The sequence below is a fragment of the Armatimonas sp. genome, assembly GCF_043757465.1.
In the GTDB taxonomy this organism is placed as follows: Bacteria; Armatimonadota; Armatimonadia; order Armatimonadales; family Armatimonadaceae; genus Armatimonas.
Map to the genome: position 1 here is coordinate 25663 of NZ_JAYVPL010000118.1, position 25335 is coordinate 50997.

The 25335-nt window shown below is 58.6% G+C and carries 24 protein-coding genes and 1 riboswitch; of the genes, 8 read left to right on the plus strand and 16 right to left on the minus strand.

Annotated elements, in window-relative coordinates; genetic code table 11:
- The 4 genes from ACH2ED_RS15815 to ACH2ED_RS15830 form a co-directional block, all read right to left on the minus strand.
- A complete protein-coding gene (locus ACH2ED_RS15815; protein WP_395093099.1) occupies window positions 1-3018 on the minus strand; it encodes a hypothetical protein in 3018 nt (1005 codons plus the stop codon).
- Between the two features lie 5 nt (window positions 3019-3023).
- Window positions 3024-5360, minus strand: a complete 2337-nt coding sequence (locus ACH2ED_RS15820; RefSeq protein ID WP_395093101.1) for a type II secretion system protein — start codon at window positions 5358-5360, stop codon at window positions 3024-3026.
- Between the two features lie 23 nt (window positions 5361-5383).
- Window positions 5384-7393, minus strand: a complete 2010-nt coding sequence (locus tag ACH2ED_RS15825; protein WP_395093104.1) for a hypothetical protein — start codon at window positions 7391-7393, stop codon at window positions 5384-5386.
- 106 nt (window positions 7394-7499) lie between these two features.
- Window positions 7500-8402, minus strand: a complete 903-nt coding sequence (locus ACH2ED_RS15830; RefSeq protein ID WP_395093107.1) for a prepilin-type N-terminal cleavage/methylation domain-containing protein — start codon at window positions 8400-8402, stop codon at window positions 7500-7502.
- Between the two features lie 116 nt (window positions 8403-8518).
- Between ACH2ED_RS15830 and ACH2ED_RS15835 the strand changes: the two genes are divergently transcribed.
- The gene (locus ACH2ED_RS15835) at window positions 8519-8710 is read left to right on the plus strand and encodes a Trm112 family protein (protein WP_395093110.1); all 192 of its coding nucleotides are present in this window, start codon (window positions 8519-8521) and stop codon (window positions 8708-8710) included.
- Window positions 8711-8733: 23 nt separating this feature from the next.
- Entirely contained in the window at window positions 8734-9201 is a 468-nt protein-coding gene (gene aroQ / locus ACH2ED_RS15840) for a type II 3-dehydroquinate dehydratase (RefSeq protein ID WP_395093113.1), read from the plus strand.
- Window positions 9202-9204: 3 nt separating this feature from the next.
- Here the strand turns inward: aroQ and ACH2ED_RS15845 are convergent, their stop codons facing one another.
- The 3 genes from ACH2ED_RS15845 to ACH2ED_RS15855 are packed head-to-tail and all read right to left on the minus strand — an operon-like array spanning window position 9205 to window position 12711.
- Window positions 9205-10041 carry a BsuPI-related putative proteinase inhibitor gene (locus ACH2ED_RS15845; RefSeq protein ID WP_395093116.1) on the minus strand — a complete coding sequence of 279 codons (837 nt, stop codon included), beginning with the start codon at window positions 10039-10041 and terminating at the stop codon, window positions 9205-9207.
- Between the two features lie 22 nt (window positions 10042-10063).
- Window positions 10064-11572 carry a nucleoside triphosphate pyrophosphohydrolase gene (mazG, locus tag ACH2ED_RS15850; protein ID WP_395093119.1) on the minus strand — a complete coding sequence of 503 codons (1509 nt, stop codon included), beginning with the start codon at window positions 11570-11572 and terminating at the stop codon, window positions 10064-10066.
- A gap of 5 nt (window positions 11573-11577) precedes the next feature.
- The gene (locus ACH2ED_RS15855) at window positions 11578-12711 is read right to left on the minus strand and encodes a peptidyl-prolyl cis-trans isomerase (RefSeq protein WP_395093122.1); all 1134 of its coding nucleotides are present in this window, start codon (window positions 12709-12711) and stop codon (window positions 11578-11580) included.
- Between the two features lie 200 nt (window positions 12712-12911).
- Here ACH2ED_RS15855 and ACH2ED_RS15860 point away from each other — a divergent pair, with 200 nt between their 5' ends.
- Window positions 12912-13937 carry a substrate-binding domain-containing protein gene (locus ACH2ED_RS15860; protein ID WP_395093125.1) on the plus strand — a complete coding sequence of 342 codons (1026 nt, stop codon included), beginning with the start codon at window positions 12912-12914 and terminating at the stop codon, window positions 13935-13937.
- A gap of 56 nt (window positions 13938-13993) precedes the next feature.
- Here ACH2ED_RS15860 and atpA read toward each other — a convergent pair whose 3' ends face one another.
- The 9 genes from atpA to ACH2ED_RS15905 are packed head-to-tail and all read right to left on the minus strand — an operon-like array spanning window position 13994 to window position 20513.
- Window positions 13994-15511: a F0F1 ATP synthase subunit alpha gene (gene atpA, locus ACH2ED_RS15865; protein ID WP_395093128.1), complete on the minus strand. Its 1518-nt coding sequence runs from the start codon at window positions 15509-15511 to the stop codon at window positions 13994-13996.
- A 12-nt stretch (window positions 15512-15523) separates the two neighbouring features.
- Window positions 15524-16066, minus strand: a complete 543-nt coding sequence (gene atpH / locus ACH2ED_RS15870; RefSeq protein WP_395093131.1) for an ATP synthase F1 subunit delta — start codon at window positions 16064-16066, stop codon at window positions 15524-15526.
- Complete coding sequence (atpF, locus tag ACH2ED_RS15875; RefSeq protein ID WP_395093133.1) at window positions 16066-16593, minus strand: F0F1 ATP synthase subunit B; 528 nt, start codon at window positions 16591-16593, stop codon at window positions 16066-16068. Before atpF ends, atpH begins: the two co-directional genes overlap by 1 nt.
- Window positions 16594-16627: 34 nt before the next feature.
- On the minus strand, window positions 16628-16906 hold the full coding sequence (gene atpE, locus ACH2ED_RS15880) for an ATP synthase F0 subunit C (RefSeq protein ID WP_309693889.1): 279 nt from the start codon (window positions 16904-16906) through the stop codon (window positions 16628-16630).
- 37 nt (window positions 16907-16943) lie between these two features.
- A complete protein-coding gene (gene atpB / locus ACH2ED_RS15885; protein WP_395093136.1) occupies window positions 16944-17798 on the minus strand; it encodes a F0F1 ATP synthase subunit A in 855 nt (284 codons plus the stop codon).
- Between the two features lie 8 nt (window positions 17799-17806).
- The gene (locus ACH2ED_RS15890) at window positions 17807-18223 is read right to left on the minus strand and encodes a hypothetical protein (RefSeq protein ID WP_395093138.1); all 417 of its coding nucleotides are present in this window, start codon (window positions 18221-18223) and stop codon (window positions 17807-17809) included.
- A gap of 9 nt (window positions 18224-18232) precedes the next feature.
- Window positions 18233-18610: an AtpZ/AtpI family protein gene (locus ACH2ED_RS15895; RefSeq protein ID WP_395093140.1), complete on the minus strand. Its 378-nt coding sequence runs from the start codon at window positions 18608-18610 to the stop codon at window positions 18233-18235.
- Window positions 18607-19983: an aspartate kinase gene (locus ACH2ED_RS15900; protein WP_395093142.1), complete on the minus strand. Its 1377-nt coding sequence runs from the start codon at window positions 19981-19983 to the stop codon at window positions 18607-18609. The genes ACH2ED_RS15895 and ACH2ED_RS15900 overlap by 4 nt, the downstream gene beginning before the upstream one ends.
- On the minus strand, window positions 19980-20513 hold the full coding sequence (locus tag ACH2ED_RS15905) for an ACT domain-containing protein (protein WP_395093146.1): 534 nt from the start codon (window positions 20511-20513) through the stop codon (window positions 19980-19982). Before ACH2ED_RS15905 ends, ACH2ED_RS15900 begins: the two co-directional genes overlap by 4 nt.
- 204 nt (window positions 20514-20717) lie before the next feature.
- A riboswitch (cyclic di-GMP riboswitch) is annotated at window positions 20718-20812 on the plus strand.
- A gap of 33 nt (window positions 20813-20845) precedes the next feature.
- On the opposite strand from ACH2ED_RS15905, the gene ACH2ED_RS15910 reads away from it, so the two are divergent.
- From ACH2ED_RS15910 to ACH2ED_RS15930, 5 genes are all read left to right on the plus strand, one after another.
- Window positions 20846-21142 (plus strand): flagellar biosynthesis anti-sigma factor FlgM, encoded by a 297-nt coding sequence (locus ACH2ED_RS15910; protein ID WP_395093148.1) that lies wholly within the window; start codon window positions 20846-20848, stop codon window positions 21140-21142.
- Window positions 21143-21278: 136 nt separating this feature from the next.
- The gene (locus ACH2ED_RS15915) at window positions 21279-22100 is read left to right on the plus strand and encodes a ParA family protein (protein ID WP_395093151.1); all 822 of its coding nucleotides are present in this window, start codon (window positions 21279-21281) and stop codon (window positions 22098-22100) included.
- A complete protein-coding gene (locus ACH2ED_RS15920; protein ID WP_395093153.1) occupies window positions 22030-23019 on the plus strand; it encodes a ParB/RepB/Spo0J family partition protein in 990 nt (329 codons plus the stop codon). Before ACH2ED_RS15915 ends, ACH2ED_RS15920 begins: the two co-directional genes overlap by 71 nt.
- 26 nt (window positions 23020-23045) lie before the next feature.
- On the plus strand, window positions 23046-23732 hold the full coding sequence (locus ACH2ED_RS15925; protein WP_395093155.1) for an ABC transporter ATP-binding protein: 687 nt from the start codon (window positions 23046-23048) through the stop codon (window positions 23730-23732).
- A 149-nt stretch (window positions 23733-23881) separates the two neighbouring features.
- On the plus strand, window positions 23882-25335 hold a 1454-nt coding region (locus tag ACH2ED_RS15930), incomplete at its 3' end, for a transposase (RefSeq protein WP_395093158.1).

Below are 25335 nucleotides of genomic sequence, written 5' to 3' on the forward strand. Positions count from 1 at the left end.
TTACGCCCCCGGTGTCTCCCCAGTGTAGAGGAGTCCTGGCGCTACCGGGAGGCGCGGTGCCACCGGCAGGACATTGCCAAAGCTATCTTGTCGCAGAGGTCCTCCCACGAGGGGCGAAGACAGTGTCGCGTCGTACAGGTAGACGATCCCACTGCCGCCGCCGTTCCCCCCTGGTTTCGGCCCGGCCAGAATTCCGTTTTGCCCATGAACCGTCTTGATCCCCGTCGCCCCGGGGTTGAAATAACCTGGTGCGGTGGGCTGTAGCCCCGTGGAGCCGTAGTAGTGCGGAACCCAACCCCACTTCTCCAGCCATGATCCCTGATCGCCCACCTCAGCGGGTAGGTTCTCCGTGATGGCTCCAAAGACGGTGATTCGAATATCCTGCGGCTGTCCATAGAAGGGATACATCGGGTCAATTCGCCCACGTGTGGCTCCCGGCCCGAGCAGGTTATCGCCTGAGCGGGCCTGGCGAGTGAGGTACGCTTCGTAGGTATCGTTGGGATCGGGATTGAACCACGGCCCCGGAATGATAAAGAACGAGCCTTCCTGAGCGTAGATCAGCGCCTCAACCCGAATGTCGAGCGGCGCGACCCCGAAGCGGGAGAGGCGGTAGTTGGTCTGGTTGGGCACGCCCGCACTGGTATCAAGCGAGAGTGCCATCAGATTATCTATCCCAAAGAGCCCGGTAACAGGGAACGCGGCGGCCTGGTAGGGCAGAGTGGCATCCGGGTAGAGCAGGCTGGGATTCGCCCCGCCGTCTTTGAGTGCAAAGACATGGTCGAAGTAGATGCCCGACTCCACAGAAGTAGGACCGCCCATCGCCAGAGTGGTCAGCGCCGGGTTCGCATTCGGCCACGCCATATCCAGCGGGAAGCGGAAGAAGTCGTTGTTGACCCCCACGCGCACAGCGGTCGCCCCATCTATTCCGGTGGCAGAGTGGCGGACGAAGAGTTTGGGGATGAGAGCGTCTGGATTCCCAGGGCTCAGGCTCGGATCATTGGGGGAGAGCCGCTGGTTAGGAGCGCCGTTCGCACCGTATGTCTGCGCGGGTCCTTGAGCAAGCCGCAGCGTGAAGTTGGGCGAGCCGGGATTGAGGAAGACCGCCTGTGCATCGGCACCGGATGCCTCGGGCTCCGCTTGATTGTCACCGGGCGAGAGAAACTGGGTGGTGTTCAGCACCACATAGTTCTTGGCGAGCAAAGCAATTGAGGAGCGACCACGCACCTGCGCCGCCACGCCCCCCTCACTGTCGGGGATGTTGTCCTTGAGCAGGTTGCCATCCACGTAGATATTGCCGCCAGAGACTATGGTGAGGTGGCGGATGTAGTAGCGCAGGGTCTCGGGATCAAGGCCACCCGCCGTGCCACGGATGCGGATATTGCCCTCGGCGTAGATAACATAGTCGCCCTGCCAGACATTGGCATTTCCTGTTGGCTGGGCAGGGTAGCCCTCTAGCTTGCGGACCGTTCCCGGAAGCGCGGCAATCGGCGCTGTATCGGCAGCACCATTGCCCCGTCCGGAGTAGCGGATGACGGTGCTCTGGTTGATGCGCCGCCCGGTGTTGTCCCGTAGGAACGAGCGGGTGGTGCTGGTCGCGGAGCGCTGGATGATCATGGAGCGCGGGGTCAGCGTGATGGTGACGGCAGGCGGGACGTAGCGGCTGTCACCGTTCCACCAGCGCTTGTCGGCACCCGTCCAGTTGGCACGCGGCGAGTAGGCCCCGATCAGTCCCTCGGAGGCGTTCTGCACGTCCTCACGGTTGTCCAGATAAAGTCCCGAGCCCCAGCCCGCCCGGCCCGCACGCGAGATCGGCAGGTTGGCAGGATCTATCGGGTTGGCAAGTACCTGGTTGTTCTCCAGCGGCTCGGAGTCGCGGGTGAGCTGCTTGTAGCGGGTGAGGTTATTGTCCCCGATGCTCTGGTCCATCAGCGGCACGGTTGTCTTGGCCACGCGGCGCAGCGGATCGCTGGCCTGCTGAGAGTGATCACGGACAAGCCCCTGGAAAGAGTTAAAGGCCCCACTGCTCGGCAGGACAGGAGCGTTGGTGTAGTTGGCGGCTCCGACAGAGCCCGTCAGAAAGACTTGGGAGTCCGCCGGAATATTGAGTGTCGAGGAGACAGTCAGGGCGTCGCCCCGCTGCCCATTGAGCAGCAGCCGGTTCGTCCCTAAAAATGTCAGCGGCGCGTTCGAGTGGATCGAGCCGTGGTAGACCGACTCAATGGTGCGAGCGTCAGGAGCCGTGGTCGGGCGGGTTGCCCCGGCGCTGTAGGGCGTGTCAAGGAAGCGGTTGGTGCTACCCAGCGACGCCGTCACTGAGCGATTGTCTTTATTGGTGATCTGCCGCACAAAGTCCACGAGACCGAGCTGCTTGTAGGCGTCTATCTCACGACGCGCCCCTTTGCCCTCGGAGTTGGCGAAGGTGGTCGGGTCGCTCGCATCCACAATCCCCGTACGCCCCACGGAAAGAAGCTTGAGCAAGTGGCTCAAGGGCGTGGAGTTAGTGGAGTTATCCGGTTTGTAGACAATCTTGACCAGTGCCCGCCCGCCCAGGTTGCCCGCTGCGGGGGTGCGCCCGCCAAAGTCGGCGCGGGAGAAACCACAAGGTTCGTCGGCGGCCAGCCCTCCGCCACAAGGCCGGAGCCAGTCGTAGTCCGGGTCGCCGGTGCGCAGCGGCTCGGCGTTACGCATGCCATTGCCATTGCTGTCCTGGTCGTCGTAGTTCCCGTTACCATCGTTGTCGCCGGGATCGGCGACAAAGGGAACAGGACGCCAGTCGGCACCTTCGGGCGAGCGGGTCAACTGATCGTCGAGGTACTTAGTCCCCGCCTCCGCCAGCTTATCCGACGCCATTCCCTCACCGGAGCGCTTGGTAGACTTGATGCTATTGGAGATCAGTGCGATAAAGAGGCCGCCCAGAAAGAGCAGCAGAAACAAGACAATAATCGCAACCGTCAAGGACTGCGCCGTCTGGTTTCGCCGTCGCTTTGGCAGAGAGGAGGAAGTCGTAGGATTGGTCATCGTCGTTACCGTATGGTGTTATTCACTCGAACTTTATCCGTCAGGCTAATGGAGCTGGGCTGGTGTGTATTGGAGTCGTAGATCATCACGCCGACATTGACCGTCAGCATATCCCGGGTGGAGTAGTCCGCCTTCACCACATCAGGCTCCGGGGCGATAATGGCCTTGTCCCCAATCACATTGCCCTGTGCATCCACCGGCTTGCCATCGCGCCGGGAAAAATTGTTTTGCCAGAGATAGGTTATCTGCACTTCCTGCTCACGCACCGCTGGGGCCAAGGCGCTCTGATTGTCCGGACTCGGGGCCGTGTCGGTGAAGGCCCGCGAGGGCAGACCCGGCCCTCCCGGATTGTCGAAGCGCAGGATAGCCATCGGAAGATTCGTTGTGATATTTGTCTGGGTATCCTGGTCAAAGAGATAGGTTCGCTGCCCCGTGATCGGGGTCCAGCGCTTGCGTGAGTTCGGATCCGCAAGGTTCTCTGTCACCAGCGATGCCTTCTTGACCACGGACGAGATCGCGGCGGGCGCACGGTAGTACGCGACCAGTCCTAGCGGGTTGCCTCCCGGAGTCACACTCAAATCGGGGCCCATGACGCGCTCGGTTCCCGCTGCGATCAACAAGCCGCCCCCGGGCTGAAGCACCCCTAAGTTACTCACATTGCCAAAGATATGCAGCGGCGATGCGGAGGAGCCATTCTGATCAATCCGCAAGCGCGTGGTTAAGCCCGTCAGTGGTGCCGCTCCCGCAGTCACGTCGGAGCCATCGGCCAGGAAATAACGCCGAGTGGTTCTGTCCCAGACATCAATCGCCGCAATGCCCTGGTTAGTAGGAAAGGGCGGTGAGAGGAAGGGGTCGTCGGCCCTTGGGTCCCGGGTGTTGGAGCGGTACAGAGTTTCCACCAGCTCGCCAAGGTTCACATCGGGGTAGGCAGTGTCAAAGCTTCCCGCTGGCATCATCGGGCTCGGGGGGGCGAGAGTACCATTGGCAAGTAGTCGTCGGATCAGGGGTGCGCCCGTGTCGTCTCCGGCCAGAGGCGGAAAGCCCGTCTGAACCGTCCCCCGCTCCAGGTTCACCAGGAACGTCAGGTTCGGGGTCTTGACAAAGATCTCGTTGGTGCTAGCAATCCGTGCACAGTAGAGCTGTGTCGCCGAATGCTGAAGGCTCCCCTGGTTGCCCATCGGATCGGCGACATCAATATGAACATGAGGACGCAGTGTGCCATCAGGCTGCACTTCACCATCAATAGAAACTTTCAGCGCACCAAACTCAGCCATGGCATTTGGATCCGTCGCTCGCTTCGTCTCTCGGTTCGCCGCCCGGTAGAAAGTCAGCGTCGCCGGAAGGCTCCAGTGTCCTTGCTGCGTATTATAGACAGTCGGCACCGCATTGGGCACCTCCGCCGCTGCCGCCGTCAAGAATCCCGGAGTCGCCGTATCGCCGACCACAGAACCGGGGCCAAAAGAGATCAGCGGGCGGAAGGGGCTGGCAATCGCTATATCCCCGGAGTCGTCCTTGACCCAGCTAATCACATCCTGATTGGGGCCATCCACCACGGCGGTTGCGATCGCCTTCCAGTTCGCCGCGTAGGCCTGGCCATTGGAAGCAACATTATAGTTGTAGAAAAAGTTGGGATCATTGAAGCCCCCATTATCATCCACTGCGCTACTGTAGTTCGTCAGGTTGAAGAGCTTGGGATCATTGGGATCGAACTCCGCGCGGTAGAGCACAAAGGGATTCAGGTTACTGTCCCGATCAAAGGGGTACTCGGTTGCTCCCGATACACTCGCCGTTGAGGGGCTGTGGGTACGTCGCTGGTAGATATTCTGGTAGGGCCTGGTATTGTCCTTCAGCCCGATAAAGTAGCGCACCATCCGGGTTCCAGGAGCAAGTGGGAAGCGCACGGGCGAGCCACCCAGAGTGTCTCCGGTCGTCGGATCTTTTGCCCCGGTGCCCCCGAGACGTCCCGAGGGAATAAAATCAATCTTCGTGTAGAGAACGCGAGCGGAGTAAACGACCGCTCCATTACCCCAGGTCGCAACCGGGGTAGGCGTACTCGCAGAGTTCACATTCACTGCAAATGAGAGGGGAAAATTGACAGGCGCACTGGTATTGTCCAGAACAAAAACGGCCTGAGCGATCTCACGAGCGACATTGTTGATGCCATTACGCGCCTGGGTCGAAGCCTGAATCTGGTTCGACGCCTTGCGAGTCAGGTTGAAGCCCTGGATAATCGGGACAAAAAGCAGGCCCAACAGAATTCCCGTGATGGCAATCACCACCAGAAGCTCCGTCATGGTGAAGCCCCGTTGCTTCCGAATGATTTTGGCAAAACTATGCTGCATCGGTCTCATCTTTCGCTCTCGACTTACTGAAGAGTGCCCTGGGTCAGGTAGGTATCCAGATCCTGAATGCGCCACGGCGAGTTCTTCTCCAGGCTATCTTTCCAGATCACACGGCTCTTGGCGCTCACGCCCTTGATATTGGTCACAACCCGCCAGTTATCGTGCGCACCGTCCCAGCCCAGTCGTTTCAGGTGCTTGGAAACATCGGCATAGCTCACACGCACTGTGTTGGCTCCTGCGGTCACGGTATCTGGTGTGTCAACCACAATCTGAAGGGGCTGCGTCCGCTTCCAAGGTGACGTGGGAGTTGCCCGCGCCTGGAGCGTCGCCACGACAGATTTATTGAGCTCGGTACGGGCGAAGTAGAGTGCCCCCACTCCCCCGGCAGTTGCACGCCAGAACTTATCGGGCAGCGACGCATCCACAAAGCGATCTTGCGCGGGGTCGCTGGCATCCAGGCTGACATTGGTGAGCGTCGCTAGCCAGGAAGCGTTTGTTTCCCGGTAGGTTGCCATCGCCTTGTTCAGCGATACGGCCCACTCGCCCTGCGCCTTGTAGAAAATCCGGATAGGGGTGCCAGCCGGGACTTTGCTGTTGTTGATATAAAACGTCCCCGTGGAGTAAGACCCCGTCTTGGGGTCGGTATTGGCCCAGTAGTCCTGATTGGCCGCGCTATTGGCGGGATCGCCCGCCTTCAGCAAGCCGTAGTCGCCGGGTCGCCCGTTCTGTGCTTGGTTTAGGATTCCTCCCGTGTCCAGGCGCACAATCAGAATATCGGTGTTGAGCAGCGGGTTGGTGTCGCCGCCGGGGAAGATTCCCTCATAGAACGTATTGTCGGGGTTGATGTAGTCCAGTGACTTGAGCCGGGTCAGCGTGGTGCGAAACGGCACCTCACCATCAGCACCGGGAATCACGGCGGGCACATCGCGGTCATCGTGAATGATATGCCAGTCCAGCGCGGCGTAGTCCAGATAGGCCTTGAACGGGTCCTGTCCGTTATTCACAAAGCGCGCACCGGCGGGGTTGAAGGCGACGATGCCCAGGTTAGCCACACTAGTGGTACTTGCTGCGTCAATATTGGACGAGATGATCTTAAACTGATACGGATCCTCAGGATCCCAGTCTTTTGTTGGTCCGGTCAGCGGCAAGCGGTCAAACTCACGGGTAACCACTTCGCTCCCTGTCTGAATGGTGTCATCGCTCAGCACCCCAGGAATAGGCAGCCAAGTGAAAGCATTCGCGGGGACGGTACGCTCCACAGTCATTGCCACCACATCATCGAGCGGGTTGACATCGTTATCGTCGTGATCGTTCACCAGCTTGCTGTAGCGTATCTTAAAAGTGCGATTCCGAGCTGAGGGATAAAAGAGAATCCAGGCCCCACCGTTTTCATCCTCGTTAGTGTCAATTACGCAGTTCTGCGGCCCCGTTAGCCGTCCCCGGTAGAGATTAGGATCCGCTTGCTTGAAGCCGTAAGTCACATTTAGTGGAGCACTGTTGACCGCAAGAAAAAGCTTGCTGTAGTTTTGCTCGGCGGCAGTCTGAGGGTAGGCAGGGTCTAGTGTGATGGCGCGATCCATGTAGATCGGCCCGAACTTGGCGATATAGATCGAACCCGTCGCCATGGCTGTCGGGGTAGGCAGGCCAATCTTGACCGGCTCTCCCACCACGAAGCGAAACTTATTGACATCTTTGTAGTAGGGGTTGGCGGGATCACCGGAGAGATCATCAGGATCCTCATCCAGAACAAACTGACGAACCAGGCTTCCTGAGACTCCCGTGAAGTAAGAATAGCAGAGTGCCTCGGGCAGGTTTGCCGCCTCGTTCTGGACTTTCTCCATCAGCGCGTGGGCCAAGCGGGTGCTCCGCATGCGGCTCTCATTGTTGCGCAGGTAGGTAAAGCCAATGGGGAAGATCCGCACCACCGAGAAGACTCCGATCAGTAGGATGACCAGAACCACCAGCACCTCAACCAGGGAGGAGGCTCGCCAAACTCGCTTGTTTATTCTTTCCATCACTACTCTTGTCTTCATTGCTACGCTTTATTCTTTACGTCTCTATTTTGACTGGGAGAGCCTGCCGCAAGCTGCGCACAGGCTCCTTTACGACCTATTGTGAGGGGAGATTGTTCCCCCTCACTTAGTTTGTGAGCTGCCAGAACGCGACATCACCCAGGGGATTCACCGGGAGTGCTGCCAGCTTGCGCACATCCAGCACCTTGGCGGTTCCGCTCTGCCAGAGCACAAGAACCTTGCCCTTGGGCACATGGTGTGTCGTCATTGTGGTCACAGTCTCAGCCGGAGGCCGCGCCCACAGAAGCTGACGCTGGTAGGTCTGGAGCGCCGCAGGTGTCAGGCCATCAAGGGTCGCGTTGTCTACAACCCCCATCCACTGCCGGGAGTAGCGCGCCACGAGAGCATTATTATCAATCGCCCCATTGATCACATTCGTCACGAGCGGGCTCGTATCGAACGCGTCGTAGGCGTAGAAGGGAATCTGCTGGGGCGCGAAGGCGGGGTTGGAGGCCACCGTCCGAGGTAAGTAGGTATTTCCGTTCAAGAAGCTGTAGCGCGATGCCAGCCCGACCCGGTTATTGGGGGTACGGACGACGTTGTTCTTGGACTCAAAGGTATCCAGATCCCGGATGTACTCAGGATAGAGCGATTTGGAGAAGATCTTGCGGGCATTGCGCGAAGCGATGTACTCCGGGTCTACCGAGCGGTAGCGCCCCGTGACCAGCGCCGCCGTCTCTTTCATCGTGTAGAAATCCGAGCAGGCCGGATCGGGGAGGCCATTGGCGCGGCAGATCGCGGGGCCAAAGAGAAACTCAGGGTACTCGCGGTTGTCCAGCTCGTAGGCGGAGACGGCTTGGTGAATCTTCATCAAACCCGACATCGTGGCTCCACGACGTGCACTCTCCTGTACCGTTGCGGCCACCGGGAAGAGGATGCCCGCCAGAATCGCGATAATGGCGATCACGACTAGCAGCTCCACCAAAGTGAAACCCGCACGAACTTTACGAACTCGCAGATTGGATGTCATAACTTCTATCCTCTATATTCCACACAGACTCACCTTTGGCCTGCTTCAGGCATTATACTCTTGACTGGGTTGACGATGCAACAAGAACGGATGTTCCCGATCTGGTACAATTTAGCGTGATTGCCTCGCCCGAGCTTCTTGCATTGCTTCGCTGCCCCGTCTGCGCTTCGAAATCGCCCTTGAGCCTGGAGGCGGACGGCAGTGGTCTGTACTGCACATCAGGGCATCATTTCCCCCTCACGCAGGGGTTTGCCGACCTGCGCCCCGAGGATCTGAAGGAACCCGCTCCCGCCGCGCAAGGGAAATAACTTAACTTTAAGGAACCACCGACATGCAGCTCACTCCCTCTGGTAATCTCCGCGTTCTTTTGCTCAATGGCCCCAACCTCAACTTACTCGGGCAGCGCGAGCCGGATGTCTACGGCACCATGACTTTTGAGGAGCTGAACAAACGGGTTCGCGACTACGCCAAAGAGATGGGTATCGAACTGAAGGCGCTTCAGAGCAACCATGAAGGCGTCCTCATTGACGCCATCCACGACGCGGCGGACTGGGCGGATGCCATTGTGATTAACCCGGGAGCCTATACCCACTACTCCTACGCCATCGCCGACGCGCTCAAGGCGGTGCGGCTCCCCGCCATTGAAGTGCACCTCTCCAATGTCCAAGCACGCGACGAGTACCGGCGCACCTCCGTGGTGGCCCCCGTCACCGTGGGCCAGATAGTCGGTTTTGGAGCAATGTCGTACCTGCTGGCACTCCAAGCTGCCAAGGCTATTGTCCAGCAGGGCCGCGAGTAGCGATCAAAAAACCGTCAGAGTTCCCAGGGCCTCGGCGGTGTTGGTGCCCCCCATAATCGGCAGATACCCCACCAGATCGTAGCTCCCCGCAGGGAGCTTGCCCGGCACCGCCCAGGTCTCCGTGAAGAGTTTTCTCTCCCCTGGTGCCAGCGCGATCCGCGTGAGTGCCATGCTATAGGAGCGCCCCCGTGAGAGCTGCCAGACAGTCAGTGCCCCTGCGGCATAGCGGGCGTTGGGCTCAGGGCGACGGCGCACTTCCATGTCGTACTGGCGCCCCGAGGAAAAGTCCAAAGCAACGGGCAGGGCACCCGTGTTGGTGACGGTGTAGGTAAGGCGGACGTTCTCCCCCGCACGGACACGGCTTCGGTCGGCCTGAATCGTGGCTTGCAGACGCCCTCCCCCCGGCTGCGGCGGACGGACACGGATAGGGGGCGGCACGGGGTCGGGATCACCTCCGGGTAGCTCACGATCCATCAAATAAACTTGCGTCGTCACGGGCGCGGTAAAAGGCAGATGCGTCAGCTCAATCTCATAGGTGCCCGCAGGAACCCGCTTTCCGCTGTCATCGCGCCGATCCCAGATCTCACGGTGCTCACGCCACTGCCCCGGCTCCACCCGAACCGTCTCGGTAGGGGGCCCGACCTTGTTTTTTGACCAGGTCCAGACAACTTTGCGGCTGCGGCTCTCCCGAACCCGCATCTCGAACTCGAAGCGTGTCCCGATGGTAAAGAAAATCGGAGCGGCCCCGTCATTGAAGAGATACCCCGTGATCTCCACTGCACGCTGAGAGGGATACTGGCTTCTATCCGTGGTGACTTTCTGACTGACTCCTCGTTGCATTCTATTTACCTTTCGCCACGTGCTAAGCTCCTTTTTCGGAGCGCTTAGCCTCTTGCCAGAGCGCTTCCTGCTGAGCAAGCGTCAGCTCCTGCACACGCTGACCCTGGGCACACGCTGCCTCCTCGATATAACGCCAGCGTCGCGAGAAACGTGACACCTGCCCCCGGAGCGCCTCCTCGGCATCTACCCCGATCTTACGCCCCACATTCACCAGCGTAAAGAGCACATCGCCCAGCTCCTCCGCGCTCCGCTCCGTCTCGCCCGCAGCCAGCTCGACCCGCAGCTCCGCCAGCTCCTCCACTACTTTCTCGAAGACCTGGTCAACATCAGGCCACTCGAAGCCGACCGCGACCACCCGCTTGCTCGTCTCCAGTGCCAGAGAGAGCGCCGGGAGGCTACTCGTGATCCCCGCCAGGATGGAATCTTTAGGTTCCTTGCCTTTTTCCGTGGCCTTAATGGCGTTCCACTGTGCCAGGACAGCGTCCGCATCGCCTGCCTGCGCCTCGCCAAACACATGAGGATGGCGCCGGATAAGCTTCTCGCAGAGGGTTGCACAGATATCGCCGGAGTCGAAGTCGCCCGTCTCGCGGGCAATCTGCCCATGGAGCAGAACTTGGAGCAGAAGATCCCCCAGCTCCTCACAAAGCGCTTCGGGATCGTCTTTATCCAGCGCCTCCGCGACCTCGTAGGCCTCTTCGAGGACATAGCGGCGCAGGCTGGTATGGGTCTGCTTCAGATCCCAGGGACAGCCGCCCTCGGGGTCACGCAGCCGGGCGATGATGCCAAGCAACTTGTCAAAGTCTTGCAGCCGCTGGGCTTCGGCGAGCTCGGGTACCCACACGGTTGTGAGGTGGTCAATGAGGCTCTGGTGGGCGCTTCGATCCAGCTCGTAGAGAGGAATGGTGGCCTGCTGCTCAGTGCCCACAATGCCCGCAGCGTGCACGACCGTGACCCGGAACTCATCGGGATAGCCCGCACGGCTCAGTGCTAGCTTAGCATTGCTGGCGGCGGCGCGGCTGTGTACTTGGTAGAGCAGGATCGGGCCACCCGTCCGCAAGGCCGCAGGCGGCATAGGCGCTTCCGGATCGAGGAGCAGGGCATCCACCACATGAAGATCCCCCGTCACGGCCTCGCCAACAGCCTCCAGGCAGGCATCCACAAACGACGGAGCCCCCACAACTTGGGTAGGAATCCCTTGCCGCCGTGTCAGTGCCAGAAGCCGCGCAACGGTTGTCTCCCCGATCAGCGGATGCCCCGGCACGGCATAGACAAGCTCCCCGTGCGCAGCGTGCATCCGTAGCACCCGTGCGACAATCGCATCGTAGGTATCTGAGAAAGACGCCCCGTGCTCGTACTCATCGTCGAGCGCTGTGACCGGGCAGGCGGCGAGTGCGCTGGCAAGCGGTTCGCTCTGGAGAACCGGATGGCGCTCGGTACGCAGCAAAACGGGCAAGCCACCCGTTAGCAAAGAAAAGGCCCGGGGAGGGAGCGCTTCCGCACTCCCCGGCCCCAGGCCCACAAGATAGATCATCCGACCTACTTAGGAACCGCAGCGCCTGGCTTGGGAACACCCTTGCCGGGAACACTCGGCTCAGGAGTGGGGACGCCTTTACCCGGAGCACTCGGCGCGGCGGGTGGGACACCACCGACAGCACCTGGAGCCGCGACGGGTGCCTTGTCGAGTCCGGCATCCTGGGCACTTTTCTTGACTGCCTTCCAGATCGTCTCGTGAACTGGGCTCGTGCTCTCCACGGTGGCGGCAAACTTCTTCTGGATAATCTCACTACGAATCTGGTTGAACTTCGGGTCGTTGGTAGACTGAAGCTGCAAGATAACCCGCTGCCGTGCCACCGGGGCCGCTTCCTCAAAGGGAACATTGTACTGCGGCAGTTTCTTCTCCACTTTAATCCATGCCTTGGCCGCTCCGCCCTGAAGCGCCCAGTCCACGGGGCCGATCACGGTTCCTAAAGCGGCTTGCTGGATCTTGGGAGCGACATTGGGTGGAAGCGCTTGGGTCGCCAGAACCTGAAGCCCGCCTGTCGCCTTCAGTTGCGGGATAATATTGAGCTCCCGGGCTGTCTTTTCCGTGAAGTTCTTCGGGTTCGCGAGCTTTTTCTGAGCGTCCGCGAACTGTGGCGTGTTGGGGCCAACCAGAATCAGACGGAGCTGGACACGGGCGGGCAGACCAAACTCATCGCGGTGCTCGTTGTAGTACGCCCGCACCTTGTCATCACCCACACCGAGTTTCTTAATCAGAACCGCCACTTCGGCGAGCTCGGCGCGCAGGTTGTCTTTGAAAGCCTCAGCGGTCGTTCCTTGCTTCTGAAGCTCTTCCTCGAAGCTCTTACCAGGCTGGCTCTGCTCCAGCATGTCCTTACGGTAGCGGAATGCTTTGTTCACATCGTCGTCACTGGGGACAACTCCCTGAGTCGCGGCTTCGGCCAGAATAATCTTGCGCCCGATAAGCTGCTCCAGCACCAGACGACCTGCGGGCACGGGGACGGTTCCATTAGGACCTGCCACCGCGAGGGTCTGCTCCAGAGCACTGATGTACTCATCCTTGGTGATGATCTGACCGTTGACCTTGACAAACGGTTTCTCGCCACAGCCGCTCGCGAGCAACGCGGTTGCTGCGAGGGCAGAAAAACATAAAATACGATTGCGATTCAAGAAAGACACTCCTGATGATTTGTTCACGCCAACTCTATACTCGGTATATTGCCCTAGGGTTCCCATACCCAATTGATGAGTGACGTGTCCACACATTTACTGGCAATTCTATCGTGCGCCTTCCTTCGGCGCAATTACGGAGGAAAAATGCCCCCGCGTGGCGAATGGACAGCCACGTGAAGTTCCACTGGAGGTTTTCCATGCGTATTGTAACCACGCGCCGCACGGCGCTTTTCTCTCTGTCCGCTCTGGCACTGCTACTGCTAGCGGGCTGCGACAATAAACCCGCCGACACAGGCGGCACCCCCAATGACAAGAGTACAGGGGCACCCGCTCCAGCAGGCGGAAACACGCTCACCTTCGCCGTGATTCCCAAGGGCATGACCCATGTCTTCTGGCAGTCTGTGAAGGCGGGCGCGGAGAAGGCGGGCGGCGAAATGGGCGCGACCATCAAGTGGGTCGGTGCTCAGAAAGAGACCGATACCGCCCAGCAGATCGGGGTTGTCGAGAACCAGATGACCGCCAAAGTGGATGGGATCGCGCTTGCGCCCCTCGATAAAGCGGCGCTTGTCGGGGTGATCAAGAAAGTCCACGAAGCCAAAGTCCCGCTCGTGATCTTCGACTCCGCCGCTGATGTGGCCGACGATCAGTACGTCAGCTTTATCGCCACGGATAACCTCAAGAGCGGCGAGATCGCGGCGCGCCAGATGGGTAAGATCGTCGGCGGCAAGGGCACGGTGATCATGGTGCCCAATGCGGCCAACTCCGCCTCCACAATGGACCGTGAGTCCGGCTTTGAGGCGGTCATGAAAAAAGAGTTCCCCGGCATCAAGGTCGTGCGCTCCAACTACGGCGAGTCGGATCGCAATAAGTCGCTCAATGTCTCCCAAGATGCGCTCTCGGCCAACCCGGACACTGTCGGCATCTTCGGCTCCTGCGAGCCCTGCGCGATTGGGGCGCTCAAAGCTGTGGAAGCCAAGGGTCTCAAGGGCAAGGTCAAGATCATCGCGTTTGACAACACCACCGAGATCGAAAAATCCATCACCGACGGCACCATTGACTCCGTCGTGATTCAAAACCCCTTCAAGATGGGCTATGAGTCCGTGAAAGCCCTGGTCGCCGCGAAAAAAGGCGAGAAGGTCGAGAAGAAGATTGATACCGGAGTCGTGCTCATGACCAAAGAGAACATGGACAAAGCCGAGATGAAAGAATTCCGCGCCAAGTAAAAAAACTAAAAAAGCCCCCCGCTTCCTTATCATGGGAAGCGGGGGGCTCTTGTTTTTTACGACGGCTTGAAGATGGCCTTGAACTCGCCCAGAGCGCGGTTGAGGTTGTCCTCGATGTCCTGAGAGAAAGCTTTGGTCTCGGCGATCTTAACCGGAACATCGGGGTACTTGTCCGCGATGTAAGCCAGGAACTCTTTCTCGAACTTGCGGACGGACTCCACCGGCAGGTCGTCCAGAGCGCCCGAGGTGGCCGAGTAGATCGAGATGATCTGCCACTCGACACGCATCGGGGCGTACTGGTCTTGCTTCAGCAGCTCCACGAGGCGCTGGCCGCGAGAGAGCTGGTGCTGGGTCGCTTTATCCAAGTCCGAGGCGAACTGAGCGAAGGCCTGCACCTCACGGTACTGTGCCAGCTCCAGCTTGATGCGCCCGCCGACTTTCTTGTCCTTCATCGCCTTGATCTGCGCCGAGCCACCCACGCGGCTCACCGAGACACCCACGTCAATGGCCGGGCGAACCCCCGAGTTGAAGAGGTCGGTCTGCAAGAAAATCTGGCCGTCGGTGATGGAGATCACGTTGGTAGGGATATACGCGGAGACATCGCCCGCCTGGGTCTCGATGATCGGCAGAGCCGTTAGCGAGCCCCCCCCCTTAGCATCGGAGAGCTTGGACGCACGCTCTAAAAGCCGGGAGTGGAGATAGAAGACGTCGCCCGGGTAGGCTTCGCGGCCCGGCGGACGGCGCAGGAGCAGCGAGACCTGGCGGTAGGCCACGGCCTGCTTGGAGAGATCATCGTAGATAATCAAGGCGTGGCGACCGGAGTCTCGAAAGTACTCCGCCATCGCACAACCGGCGTAGGGCGAGAGATACTGGAGAGACGCGGGATCGGATGCGGTCGCGGCGATCACCGTGGTGTACTCCATCGCGCCATTGGCACGCAGAGCCTCCACCACCATACGCACGGTCGAGGCTTTCTGCCCGATCGCGACATAGAAGCAGAAAACATCCTGCCCCTTCTGGTTGATGATCGTATCAATCGCAATCGCGGTCTTGCCGGTCTGGCGGTCGCCGATAATCAGCTCACGCTGCCCACGGCCAATGGCGAGCATCGAGTCAATAGCCTTGATACCCGTGTACATCGGCTCTTTAACCGGCTGACGGTCCACGACGCCGGGAGCTTTGATCTCAAGAAGGCGCTGCTCGGCGGCCACAATCGGGCCTCCATCATCAATGGGATGACCGAGGGCGTTGACGACGCGGCCCACGAGCCCCTCGCCCACCGGCACCTCGATAATGCGTCCGGTGCGCTTGACGATATCGCCTTCGCGGATTCCCTCGGCATTGCCTAAGATAATCGCGCCGACATTATCCTCTTCCAGGTTGAGCGCCATTCCCATAACGCCGCCGGGGAACTCCAGAAGCTCCGCCACAGCGACATCACTCAGGCCGTAGATACGAGCGACGCCATCACCGACTTGTAGGACGGTACCGACGCCGACTTCCTCGACCCCGCTCTGATAACTTGCCAGCTCTCGCTCTAGGATGCTGGTGACTTCATCGGGTCTTACTGCCATAATATTTCCGTTTTACTTTTTGGTGAGAAGCTGCTCGCGCAGGCGATCCAGCTTGCCTTTGACCGTGCCATCCAGCACCGTGTCACCGATTCGCACAAGAATTCCGCCCATCAGGCTCGGATCAACACTCGTGGTCAGCTCAATGTCCTTGCCCGTGCGCTGCTCCAGAGCCTTCTCCAGAGCCACGAGCTGTGCCGCGCTGAGAGGAACGGCGGTGGTGGCGGTTGCCGCGACAATGTTACTGTACGCCCGCAGAAGCTCATCGAACTCCCGCTTGGCATCGCCAAGCAGGCCCATGCGCCGCTTATCCGCCAGTAGGTTCAAGAACCCCATCGTGGCCACCGAGACTTTGTCGGAGAACGCTGCATTGAGGACGGTTTTCTTGCGACTCTGGGTAACCAGTGGATGCGCGATCATGCCCGCGAGTGCTTTGTTAGCCACAAGCATGTCAGACACCACTGCCAGGTCAGCAGCCGTTTCTTTCAGCGTCCCAGCCGCTTTGGACTGGTTGAACACCGCGGCGGCGTAGCGCCGGGAGACAGACTCGTCGCGCATTACGCCTCCGCCACACCAGCACTGATACTGGGGACACCCTTGGCGATGTACTCATCAATCAGCCTGCCGTGACGATCCGCATCCAGGCTCTCGCCGACAACCTTGGTGGTTGCACCGAGTGCCAGATCCACGATCTGCTGACGTAGCGTAATCATTGCCTGCTCGCGCTCCCGCTCTGCATCGGCCTCGGCCTTAGCGACAATCTCTCGAGCTTGCACAGTGGCATCACTCACGATCTTGTCACGGGTAGCCTGCGCCTCTTTGATAGCAGAGGAGATCTTCTCGCGCGCCTCGCCCTCAATTTGCTCCAGCCGGGTCTCGTAGTCGCCCTTGAGGCGCTGCATCTCCCGCTGATCGGCATCAAGCCGGTCGTAGCCGCTAGAGATCTCCAGATCGCGCTCGGTAAGAACCTTGCCGATGGGCGTGAAGACCATATTTTTGGCGAGCAGGAACAGCACCCCGAAACCGATAATGTTGACCAGGATCAGCACCGGGTTGATATTGAGCTCACCCAGGATATTGCCCATGAGTTTTCCTATACGTTTTCGTGGTGAGAGCGGACTATTTACCCGCCAACAGAGCCGCTTTGACAGTCTCTGCATCAACCGAAGGGAGCTTGCCCATCAGGATGAAGAACATCACAAGCGCATAGATGACGAGCGACTCGATAATCGCCAGAGCGATAATCATCATCGTCTGCAGCTTACCGGCCATCTCCGGCTGCCGAGCGGCGCCCTCAAGCGCGGCGGCGGCGGCACGGCCCTGACCCATACCTGCACCAATTACCGCGATCGGAAGCCCGATCGCCAAACCCAGACCCAGAAGACCAAAATAGATCATTGTTTATTTTCCTCCAATAGAATAGCCTGCACAGGCGCTAGTGCGCGTGCGCCGCTTCGTGCGCGTGCTCATCGTGACCGTGGTCACCGATTGCCAGAGCGATATAGGAACAGGTCAGGATCGCAAAGACCCCCGCCTGTATCACCGAACCGAAAACCCCAAGCGCGAGCATCGGGGTGTGCAAGGGGACAATAAAGGTGGCCATAGAAGTCCCGACCAAGAATGCAATCACCGTCTCTTCCCCGAAGACGTTACCAAAAAGTCGCATCCCGAGCGAGAGAGGTCGCACCAGAACCCCGATAATCTCAATCGGGAAGATCAGCCATGCCAGCCACCAGATCGGCCCCGCAAAGTGCTTAAAGTAGGGGCCCGCCCCGTTGGCCTTGATTCCCACAATGTTAAAGACAAAGAAGACGATGATCCCAAGGGCGAGTGTCATCGAGAGGTTGGCGCTGGGCGCAGGCGTCAGCGACATGGGCATCGAAGCGTGTGCGGGTAAGTTGATGTAGAACGGGAGCACGCCACAAAGGTTCGAGCAGAGGACGTAGGCAAACAGCGTCCCGACGAACGCGGTAAACTTCTCGCCGCCCGCGCCGATAGCTCCCTTGCAGAAGTGCTGCATCGAGGCCACGGCCTGCTCAATGAGCAGCTGCCCACGGCTAGGGCTACGTAAAGAGAGAGTGGTGATGCGGGTCTTGCAAAACAGAATAATTCCGATCCCCACCAGGGTCCCGATCAGGCTGTAGTAGATTGCATCGTGCTCGGCGAGAAGGCTCTTTTCCGCGTGCCCACCCTGCGCCGCGCCCTCGGCACCCTCCGCGCCATGCTCCTGTGCCCAAGCCAGTGTCGCACTTAGCGCCACGGCTCCCAGACTCGCTCCCACTCGTTTCATCACACTCATTATTTTTTAACCTCGCCGTGCTCCGTGAGCATCTTGCCCACGGCCCGCAAAGCGATCACCAGTGTCAGGAATCCGAACCCTGCGACAAACACCGCCAGCTCTTTGGTACCCCAATGGCCTGTCAACCACCAGATCACCCACCCGACCAGCGGGTATTTTACCAGAGCCAGCAAGAAAAATCGCTGTGTTACTCTCCGTTGCCGCGCATTTTTTTCCTCAATGGCCTGCGCCAGAGTAATCAGCGAGCCTAGAAAGCCCCACCAGCCGAGCAAGAGTACCACAGCAAGCGCCAATCCTGCCAGCAGGGGCACAATCGCCCAGGAGATACCGAAGTTTGCCAGGCACATCGAAGCGCACGCCGCCAGAATGCTGGTAGCCCGTAGGGTCTTTCTTAAGTAATCACGCGTCTCATCCATAGGAACTCATCACTCATTCAGGCTGTTTGCCATCTTGACCAGATTCACAAAACCCGAGACGGTACCTAATAAGAACCCACCTATCAGCCCATAGGGAGTCGTGGACTTGATGAGATACGTATCCAGGAGCCAACCCACGACGAGCCCACCCATGATCGAACCCACCAGTGCGGTGCCAATCCCCATCGCCTTTCCCATACTCCCTGCGTCTTTGCTCCCTATTCCCCGGCTCTTGAGAAAGCGCTCCGCAGGGTCTTCGGCAGCCTTTGGCCTCTGATAAACAACTGTCGGCGGCTCCGGCAGGCGGGGCAAGGCGGGCAGCTCTGGCTCCAGAGGTTCTTGTTGTTTTTTGAGAGTATCGCTCACTTTTCCCATTTTTCGGCTCACTTCTCCCACCCGAGCCCGAACTCCTCGTGCAGAGCACGCGTGGCTTTTTGTGCATCCGCCTCGGGAATGAGGGCGGAGATCGAGTGGCGCGAGTCCGCCATCTGATAGACAGGAACCCCAATGGCATCCAGCGTCCCCAGGGTGCGAAAAACGACACCGGGAATGTCTTCCAGGCCGGAGGCGATCACGGAGACCATGGTACAGTTCTCAATCACCTCAGCCTGGACGTGGCCGAGTGCGATATAGGCGCGCGCTCCCTCAAGCAGACCCTTCTGTGCGGTAAAACCTTTGCCTTTGGGGCCGATTCCAAGAAGATAGATTGTCCCAAACGGAGGCTGGCGACGCACCACTCCGAGTTGTACAGGCAACACCAGCCCATCTAGCAGCTCTTTCAGGCGAGGCAAGTGCGTGCGCTCCACAGCAAACGCAAAATCCGCATCGCTGGCACTCGTCAGGTGTACCGCGATCTTCTCGCGCTCCAGTAGCCGATAGACTTCCACTTCGACACGCGCCCTATCCGCCTCGGGGCTATCCAGCGGGAGGGGGAAGCGCAGGTAGACGAGCTTTCCGGTATGAGTAACACCCGTGAAGCGTGCTTGGCCCGCGGAGGAATCCGCGGTGATCAGTGTGCCTAGCTCCTCGTCGAAGGTGTTCCTCACCCGGAGCGGAACCCCATGAATGCCCGCAATCTCGGCAGCACGGGGGTGGACGACTTTTGCCCCCTGATGGGCCATCTCAGCGACTTCATCGTAGGTGGCTTGCACGAGGGTGCGCGCTGCGGGCACATGCCGTGGATCAGCGGTCTTGACTCCGTTGACATCCGTGTAGATCTCCACTTCGATCTGCTGTGCATGGGGTTTGAGAGCCGCCCCCAGCGCCGCAGCCGTGGTATCGGAGCCGCCACGCCCAAGAGTAGTGATCGCTCCGCGCTCTGTGCCGCCCTGAAAACCCGCGACTAGTACCACCTTGCCTTGGCCAAGCATCTCAACAATATAGCGCGGATCAATCGAGAGAATACGGGCATTGCCAAACTGGTAGTCCGTGAGGATTCCCGCCTGCAAGCCCGTGAGCGCAATGGTATCGAGCCCTGCGACGCGCAGGGTGTGCGCAAGCACGACCGTGGAGATGATCTCACCGCAGGCCATCATCATGTCTAATTCACGGGGCGCGGGTGGGACAGCAGCGTCAACGTCTTTGAGGGTCTGTATGAGCGTGTCCGTGGCGTACGGTGCTCCGGCGCGACCAATCGCACTGACGACCACGACGACATGCCAACCCGCCTGCACAGCGCGGATGACCTTACTGGCCGCCTTTTGCCGGGCTTCATCGGTTGCAACCGAGGTCCCCCCGAACTTCTGCACCAATATCTTCATGTCACCGCCTCGTCACGGAGCTGAAACTGTTCCCGCAGTGCAGCGACCGCACGGGGGGCATCGTCGGAAGGCACCAGGCACAAGACTGCATCATACGCATCGCCTACCTGGCGATTGGGAATCGCGGCCCCCAGAAGTGCCTCGCAGATTTGCGCGATCACGCCCGAGAGGTCGCGCATGGCTCCCGCAATGGTATTGATGAGCGCCATGTTCTCCAGAACACTCACTTCACCTTTTTCCTGGCTTAGGAGGCTTCGACACATACTGGCATGGTTTTCGCTAATGACGAAACAAAGGCCCTCTGGCAGAAGCTTAACTTGATTAACAGGCACCCGCGCTTCAGCGAGAACTTGAAGTAGACGCAGACGGTTTTGGGTGATGTCTTCGGAAAAGCGGACACTCACGAGGGCCATGTGATTCTCGACGCGAATAGCGGTGACGCCAGGCTCCCGTTCAAAAGAGCCCGTTGGGGGAAGAAAGCCTGTGAGAGTAAGCTTGTTCTGGTTTTGCGGATCAGTAAGTGCAGACACGCGTGGCCTAACTTTGTGCGAATTTTCACGAAGTATACCACTGTGGCCTTAAATGTGCAAGAAATCAGGTGGTTGTGACAGTACAGAGCAGAGCAGAAGTTCTCTGCGAGGAAGTCGCCTCGTAGAAATACCTTTCAGCAAATGCTGTATTTTCATTATTTCCGAGCAGGAATCTGCTCCTGGGACAGTTGTGGTACGATAATTTAGGTGCAAGGGCAAAACGCTCCGAAAGGGCGTGACGCAAAGCTACGGGCCTTTTGAGTTTTGGAGACAAGACTTTTGGCCGCCGGGCTGCCGCGCTTAGGATTTTTAATCAAACAGCGAGGCAAAAGATGAGAATCTCAAATGAGGAGCTACGGCGGATCGCCCAGTACGGCGGGACGCAGACAAAGCAAGAGGAGGGGCGGATGGTCACCGAAAGTGTCGTCCCCATCGGAGAAAGTGTGGTTTCTGCTTTGGAATCGCGGGATATGAAGATGATAGGCGAGACACTAGCCCAAGTACCGGACATACGGGAACAGATTGTTGCCAGTCTGAAAGAGCGTATTGAGTCAGGGACGTACCACGTGAGTGGTGAACAGATCGCTGAAATGATGGTACGTCGCGCTCTCGCGGATCGAATGCGCTAGACCCTACAGCCCGAAAGAACACCGAGGAGCAGCCCGGCAGAGAGGCCCTCTCTGTTGGGCTGTTTTGTTTCACGTGAAACATTGTGATGCATGCGCCGACGTGTGGTATGCTGTGCACCGGAGGAGACAACGTGTTATGGCGCTTGTTTGGGCCGTTGTAAACCAAAAAGGTGGGGTCGGCAAAACCACCACGGCGATCAATCTGGCTGCCTATATCGCCCGGGAGCGGCGTGTCCTACTGGTGGACACCGACCCTCAGGGCAATGCCACCAGCGGAGTGGGTATTGATCGCGCTCAGGTAGAAAAGGATGCCTACACGATCCTGGTGCAGGGGGACACGATTGCAGAGACTCGCCGCAAGACGGCGATCGCAAACTTGGATCTCATCCCTGCGACGATTAATCTCGCCGGAGCGGATCTTGAAATCGCAAGCCGGGCCGAGCGTGAGTTTATTCTTAAGAAGGCGCTTGCCGAGGTAGCGGATGAGTACGATTATATTCTCATTGACTCCCCTCCCTCGCTGGGAATGATCACCGTCAATACACTCACCGCAGCAGACCAGGTAATCATCCCCCTTCAGTGTGAGTACTTCGCACTAGAGGGAATCACCCAGCTCCTAGAGATCATTGACCGCGTCCGACGGGGGCTCAACCCTGAGCTGGAGATAGGGCGCGTGGTACTGACACTCTTTGATGGCCGGACGAATCTTGCCAATCAGGTGATGCAGGAAGTTAAATCCTACTTTGGAGATACTGTCTCACCCAATGTCGTCCCTCGTAACGTCAAGCTTTCTGAAGCACCAAGCTTTGGGCAGCCCATCTCGGTCTACGATCCCAAATCTAAGGGAGCGTTGGCCTATGAAAGTATAGCAAAGGAGTTGATAGCGCATGTCGAGCGGAAAACGGGTGCTGGGGAGGGGTCTAGCCGATCTGATTCCCGTTGGTGGCGGCGCCGCTAATGTATTAGGGGTGGGGCACGAGGGAGGTCTCCCGTTGAGTGCCGCGGGGCAGGAAATCCAAATCGCAAGCCTCCATGCCAATCCGAATCAGCCACGAACGCACTTCGACGAGGGCGCTCTGGAGGAGCTCGCCAACTCTATTCGGGCAAATGGCATTCTCCAGCCGATTTTGGTGCGGCCTCGCATCGCGGGCGGCTATGAGATCGTCGCAGGGGAGCGTCGGTACCGAGCGGCCCTACGTGCGGGGCTCGTCAAGGTTCCGGTCGTCATTCGCGAGCTCTCCGATGAGGATACGCTCGCCCTTGCCCTGATTGAGAACCTCATTCGTGAGGACATAGGCCCTATGGAGACCGCGCGGGCGTTCCGGCGGCTCATGGATGACTTTGGCTGGACCCAGGAGGAGATGGGGCAGCGGGTAGGTAAGAGCCGCCCGGCAATCGCCAACTCCCTGCGCCTCCTGGAACTTCCGACTCCTATCCAAGAGAGCCTCGAGAAAGGCGCTCTTACTGAGGGACATGCACGGGCACTCCTAGGCGACCGCAAGAGCCGCCTCCACGGTGCGTTCCAGAAGCGCCAGCAGGATGTTTTTCGGCAGGCGGTCGGCAAGGGACTAACCGTACGCGATGTCGAGCGCATGATGGCTCCCCCAGTCCCTGGTGCTTCGTCCGCCACTACCAAGACAACCTCCGCCGACTGGACAGCATTGGAAGATCGTTTGCGGACGGCTCTAGGCACACGTGTGCGCCTCACGGGCAGCGAGGAAAAAGGCAAGATCGAGGTAGAGTTCTTTTCCACAGAGGAGCTAGAGGGCCTCTTACTCCGGTTTGATCCCCCGGCCCCAACAGCGAGCGCCCCGACAAGTCAGAAACAGGCAAACAATCCCATTTCAGGACTTCTCAGCACCCGCCGCCCTCTCTAGGGCGTGTTTCACGTGAAACATTTCTGATGGAGTTATGCACTGAGGGGCTAAGTGTAGCCCCGATCCTCAAGCAGATTTCCGTAGCAATCCCCAAAGGGAAGCTAACTGGGATCATCGGCCCCAACGGTGCAGGGAAAACAACCCTGCTCCGTTGCCTGGCCGGAGAGCTTCCCCCTCAACAGGGCAGTGTCACTCTGGGAGACAACAGAGACCTCTCCACTTGGCGGGCACGAGAGCGGGCTCAGCACATTGCCTATCTCCCACAGACCACCGTCTTCGCCTTCGCCTTCACCACGCAGGAGCTGGTCGGGCTCCATGCGGCGTCTCCGAGTAGCCTTCAGGGAGCACTAGACACACTGGAGCTGACTGCACTGGCCACACGCTCGCTCTTGAGCCTCTCGGGAGGCGAGCGCCAACGCGTCGCAATTGCTCGGGCTCTAGCACAACAAACACCGCTGCTACTGCTGGATGAGCCGCTCACACACCTAGATCTGTACTACCAGAACCGCCTTCTGGCATTCCTAAAACAACGTAGTGAGAGCGGCGCGACTATTATCGTCGTGCTCCATGACCTCAAGCAGGCGCAGCACTGGTGTGATCATCTGATCGTTCTCTCCGAGGGGCAGGTGCATTCACAAGGCACTCCCAAACAAACTCTAACCCCAGAAAGCCTCAGTACTGTGTTTCGAATCACCTCCGACGCGATTCGTTAATACGAATTTAACAAAACAATACCTTCGCCAAAAACGGATGACCTCGCCGGGGTAGCGGCCGCCTGGATATCGGAGATCTAAAAAACAAAATAGGGCTTTGGAAGTACAGTTGAAGTGACTAAACCAAAACTGGAAACACCCAAAAGCCCATGCCCGACATTCTATCGCTACTTCTGTGCCTTCACCCTGCCCTCTCCAAAACAACGATTCGACAACTGGCTCGCATCGTCCAAGCCATCCTGGTGATGCCTGCACGCATTAACCAACTCAGCATCGCAAGATGGGCAGGCAAAGGAGCAAGCTATCGAAGTGTGCAGCGCTTCTTCCACACCGACATCGACTGGCTACAAGTCAAGTGGCTCTTTTTTATCCTGATGGTCTATGTTGCCTCAGATATCTACCTGCTCGTGGGAGACGAGACGGTTGTCAAGAAGGCAGGCAAGGCCACTTTCGGCTTAGATCGATTCTTCTCCTCGCTGGCAGGAAAGCCCGTGCCAGGAATCGCGTTTTTTACTTTTGCCCTGGTCAACGTGCAAAAGCGGCAAGCCTACACCCTGGTAGCTCACCAAGTCGTGCGCACACAACAAGAGAAACAAGAGGCCGCCCAACGCACGAAGCTCGCCGCTCAACGCAAACAAAAAGCCAGAGACAAAGAGGGAGCCAATAGTCAACCCAAATCGCCGGGACGGCCCAAGGGCAGCAAGAACAAAAACAAAGAGCAGGTGACATTTAGCCCCGAACTTTTGCGTATCCTGGGCTGGGCACAGCAAATCATGGCACTCGTGGGCAAGAAGATCGCTTTGCGCCATTTGGTCTTAGATGGACATTTTGGCAACCATCCTGCCTACCAGATGACACGCCAGTTGGGGCTGCACCTGATTTCCAAGATGCGCAACAATGCGCATCTGTACCTGCTCCCCGATGAAAAATACAAGCAAGAGCATCCTCGTTGCAAGTATGGAGGGCGTCTGGACTATGAGTCACTGCCCGCTGAGTCGTTGGTTTCCAGCAAGAGCGAGGAGGGAATGCTCACCAAGATGTACCAGATGCGCTGCCGCCACAAGGACTTTGCCGAGGTGCTCAATGTGGTGGTCATCCACAAGACGCACCTTGCCAGTGGCCGAGTGGGTCATGTGGTTTTATTTAGCAGCGATTTGGATTTAGAGGCGGCGGCTCTGGTGGATTATTACGCTCTTCGCTACCAGATCGAGTTTGAGTTTCGCGATGCTAAGCAACACTGGGGTCTGAGCGATTTTGTCTGTGTTGGACAAACCTCAGTGACTAACGCCGTGGGGCTGTCTTTATTTTTGGGCAACTTGAGTTCGCATCTTCTGGTGCCCTTGCGTGAAGATTTCCCTGATGCAGGCGTTTGTGACTTGAAGAGCTACTACCGTGGTCGTCGTTATGCTCTTGAAACTCTGAAGGCAATTGGGACATTGCCATGCCTGCCAGAATCCTTAAAAAGGGGATGGGATTTTGCTGATCCTATTGTTTGGGAAACTGTACTAGTGCCGCACTTCGTTAGCTTACATGGATGGGTATACTTTGCGGTGAAGGAGGCATCCATGCCCGCTAAAAAGTATATCATCGCTCTCACTCCCGA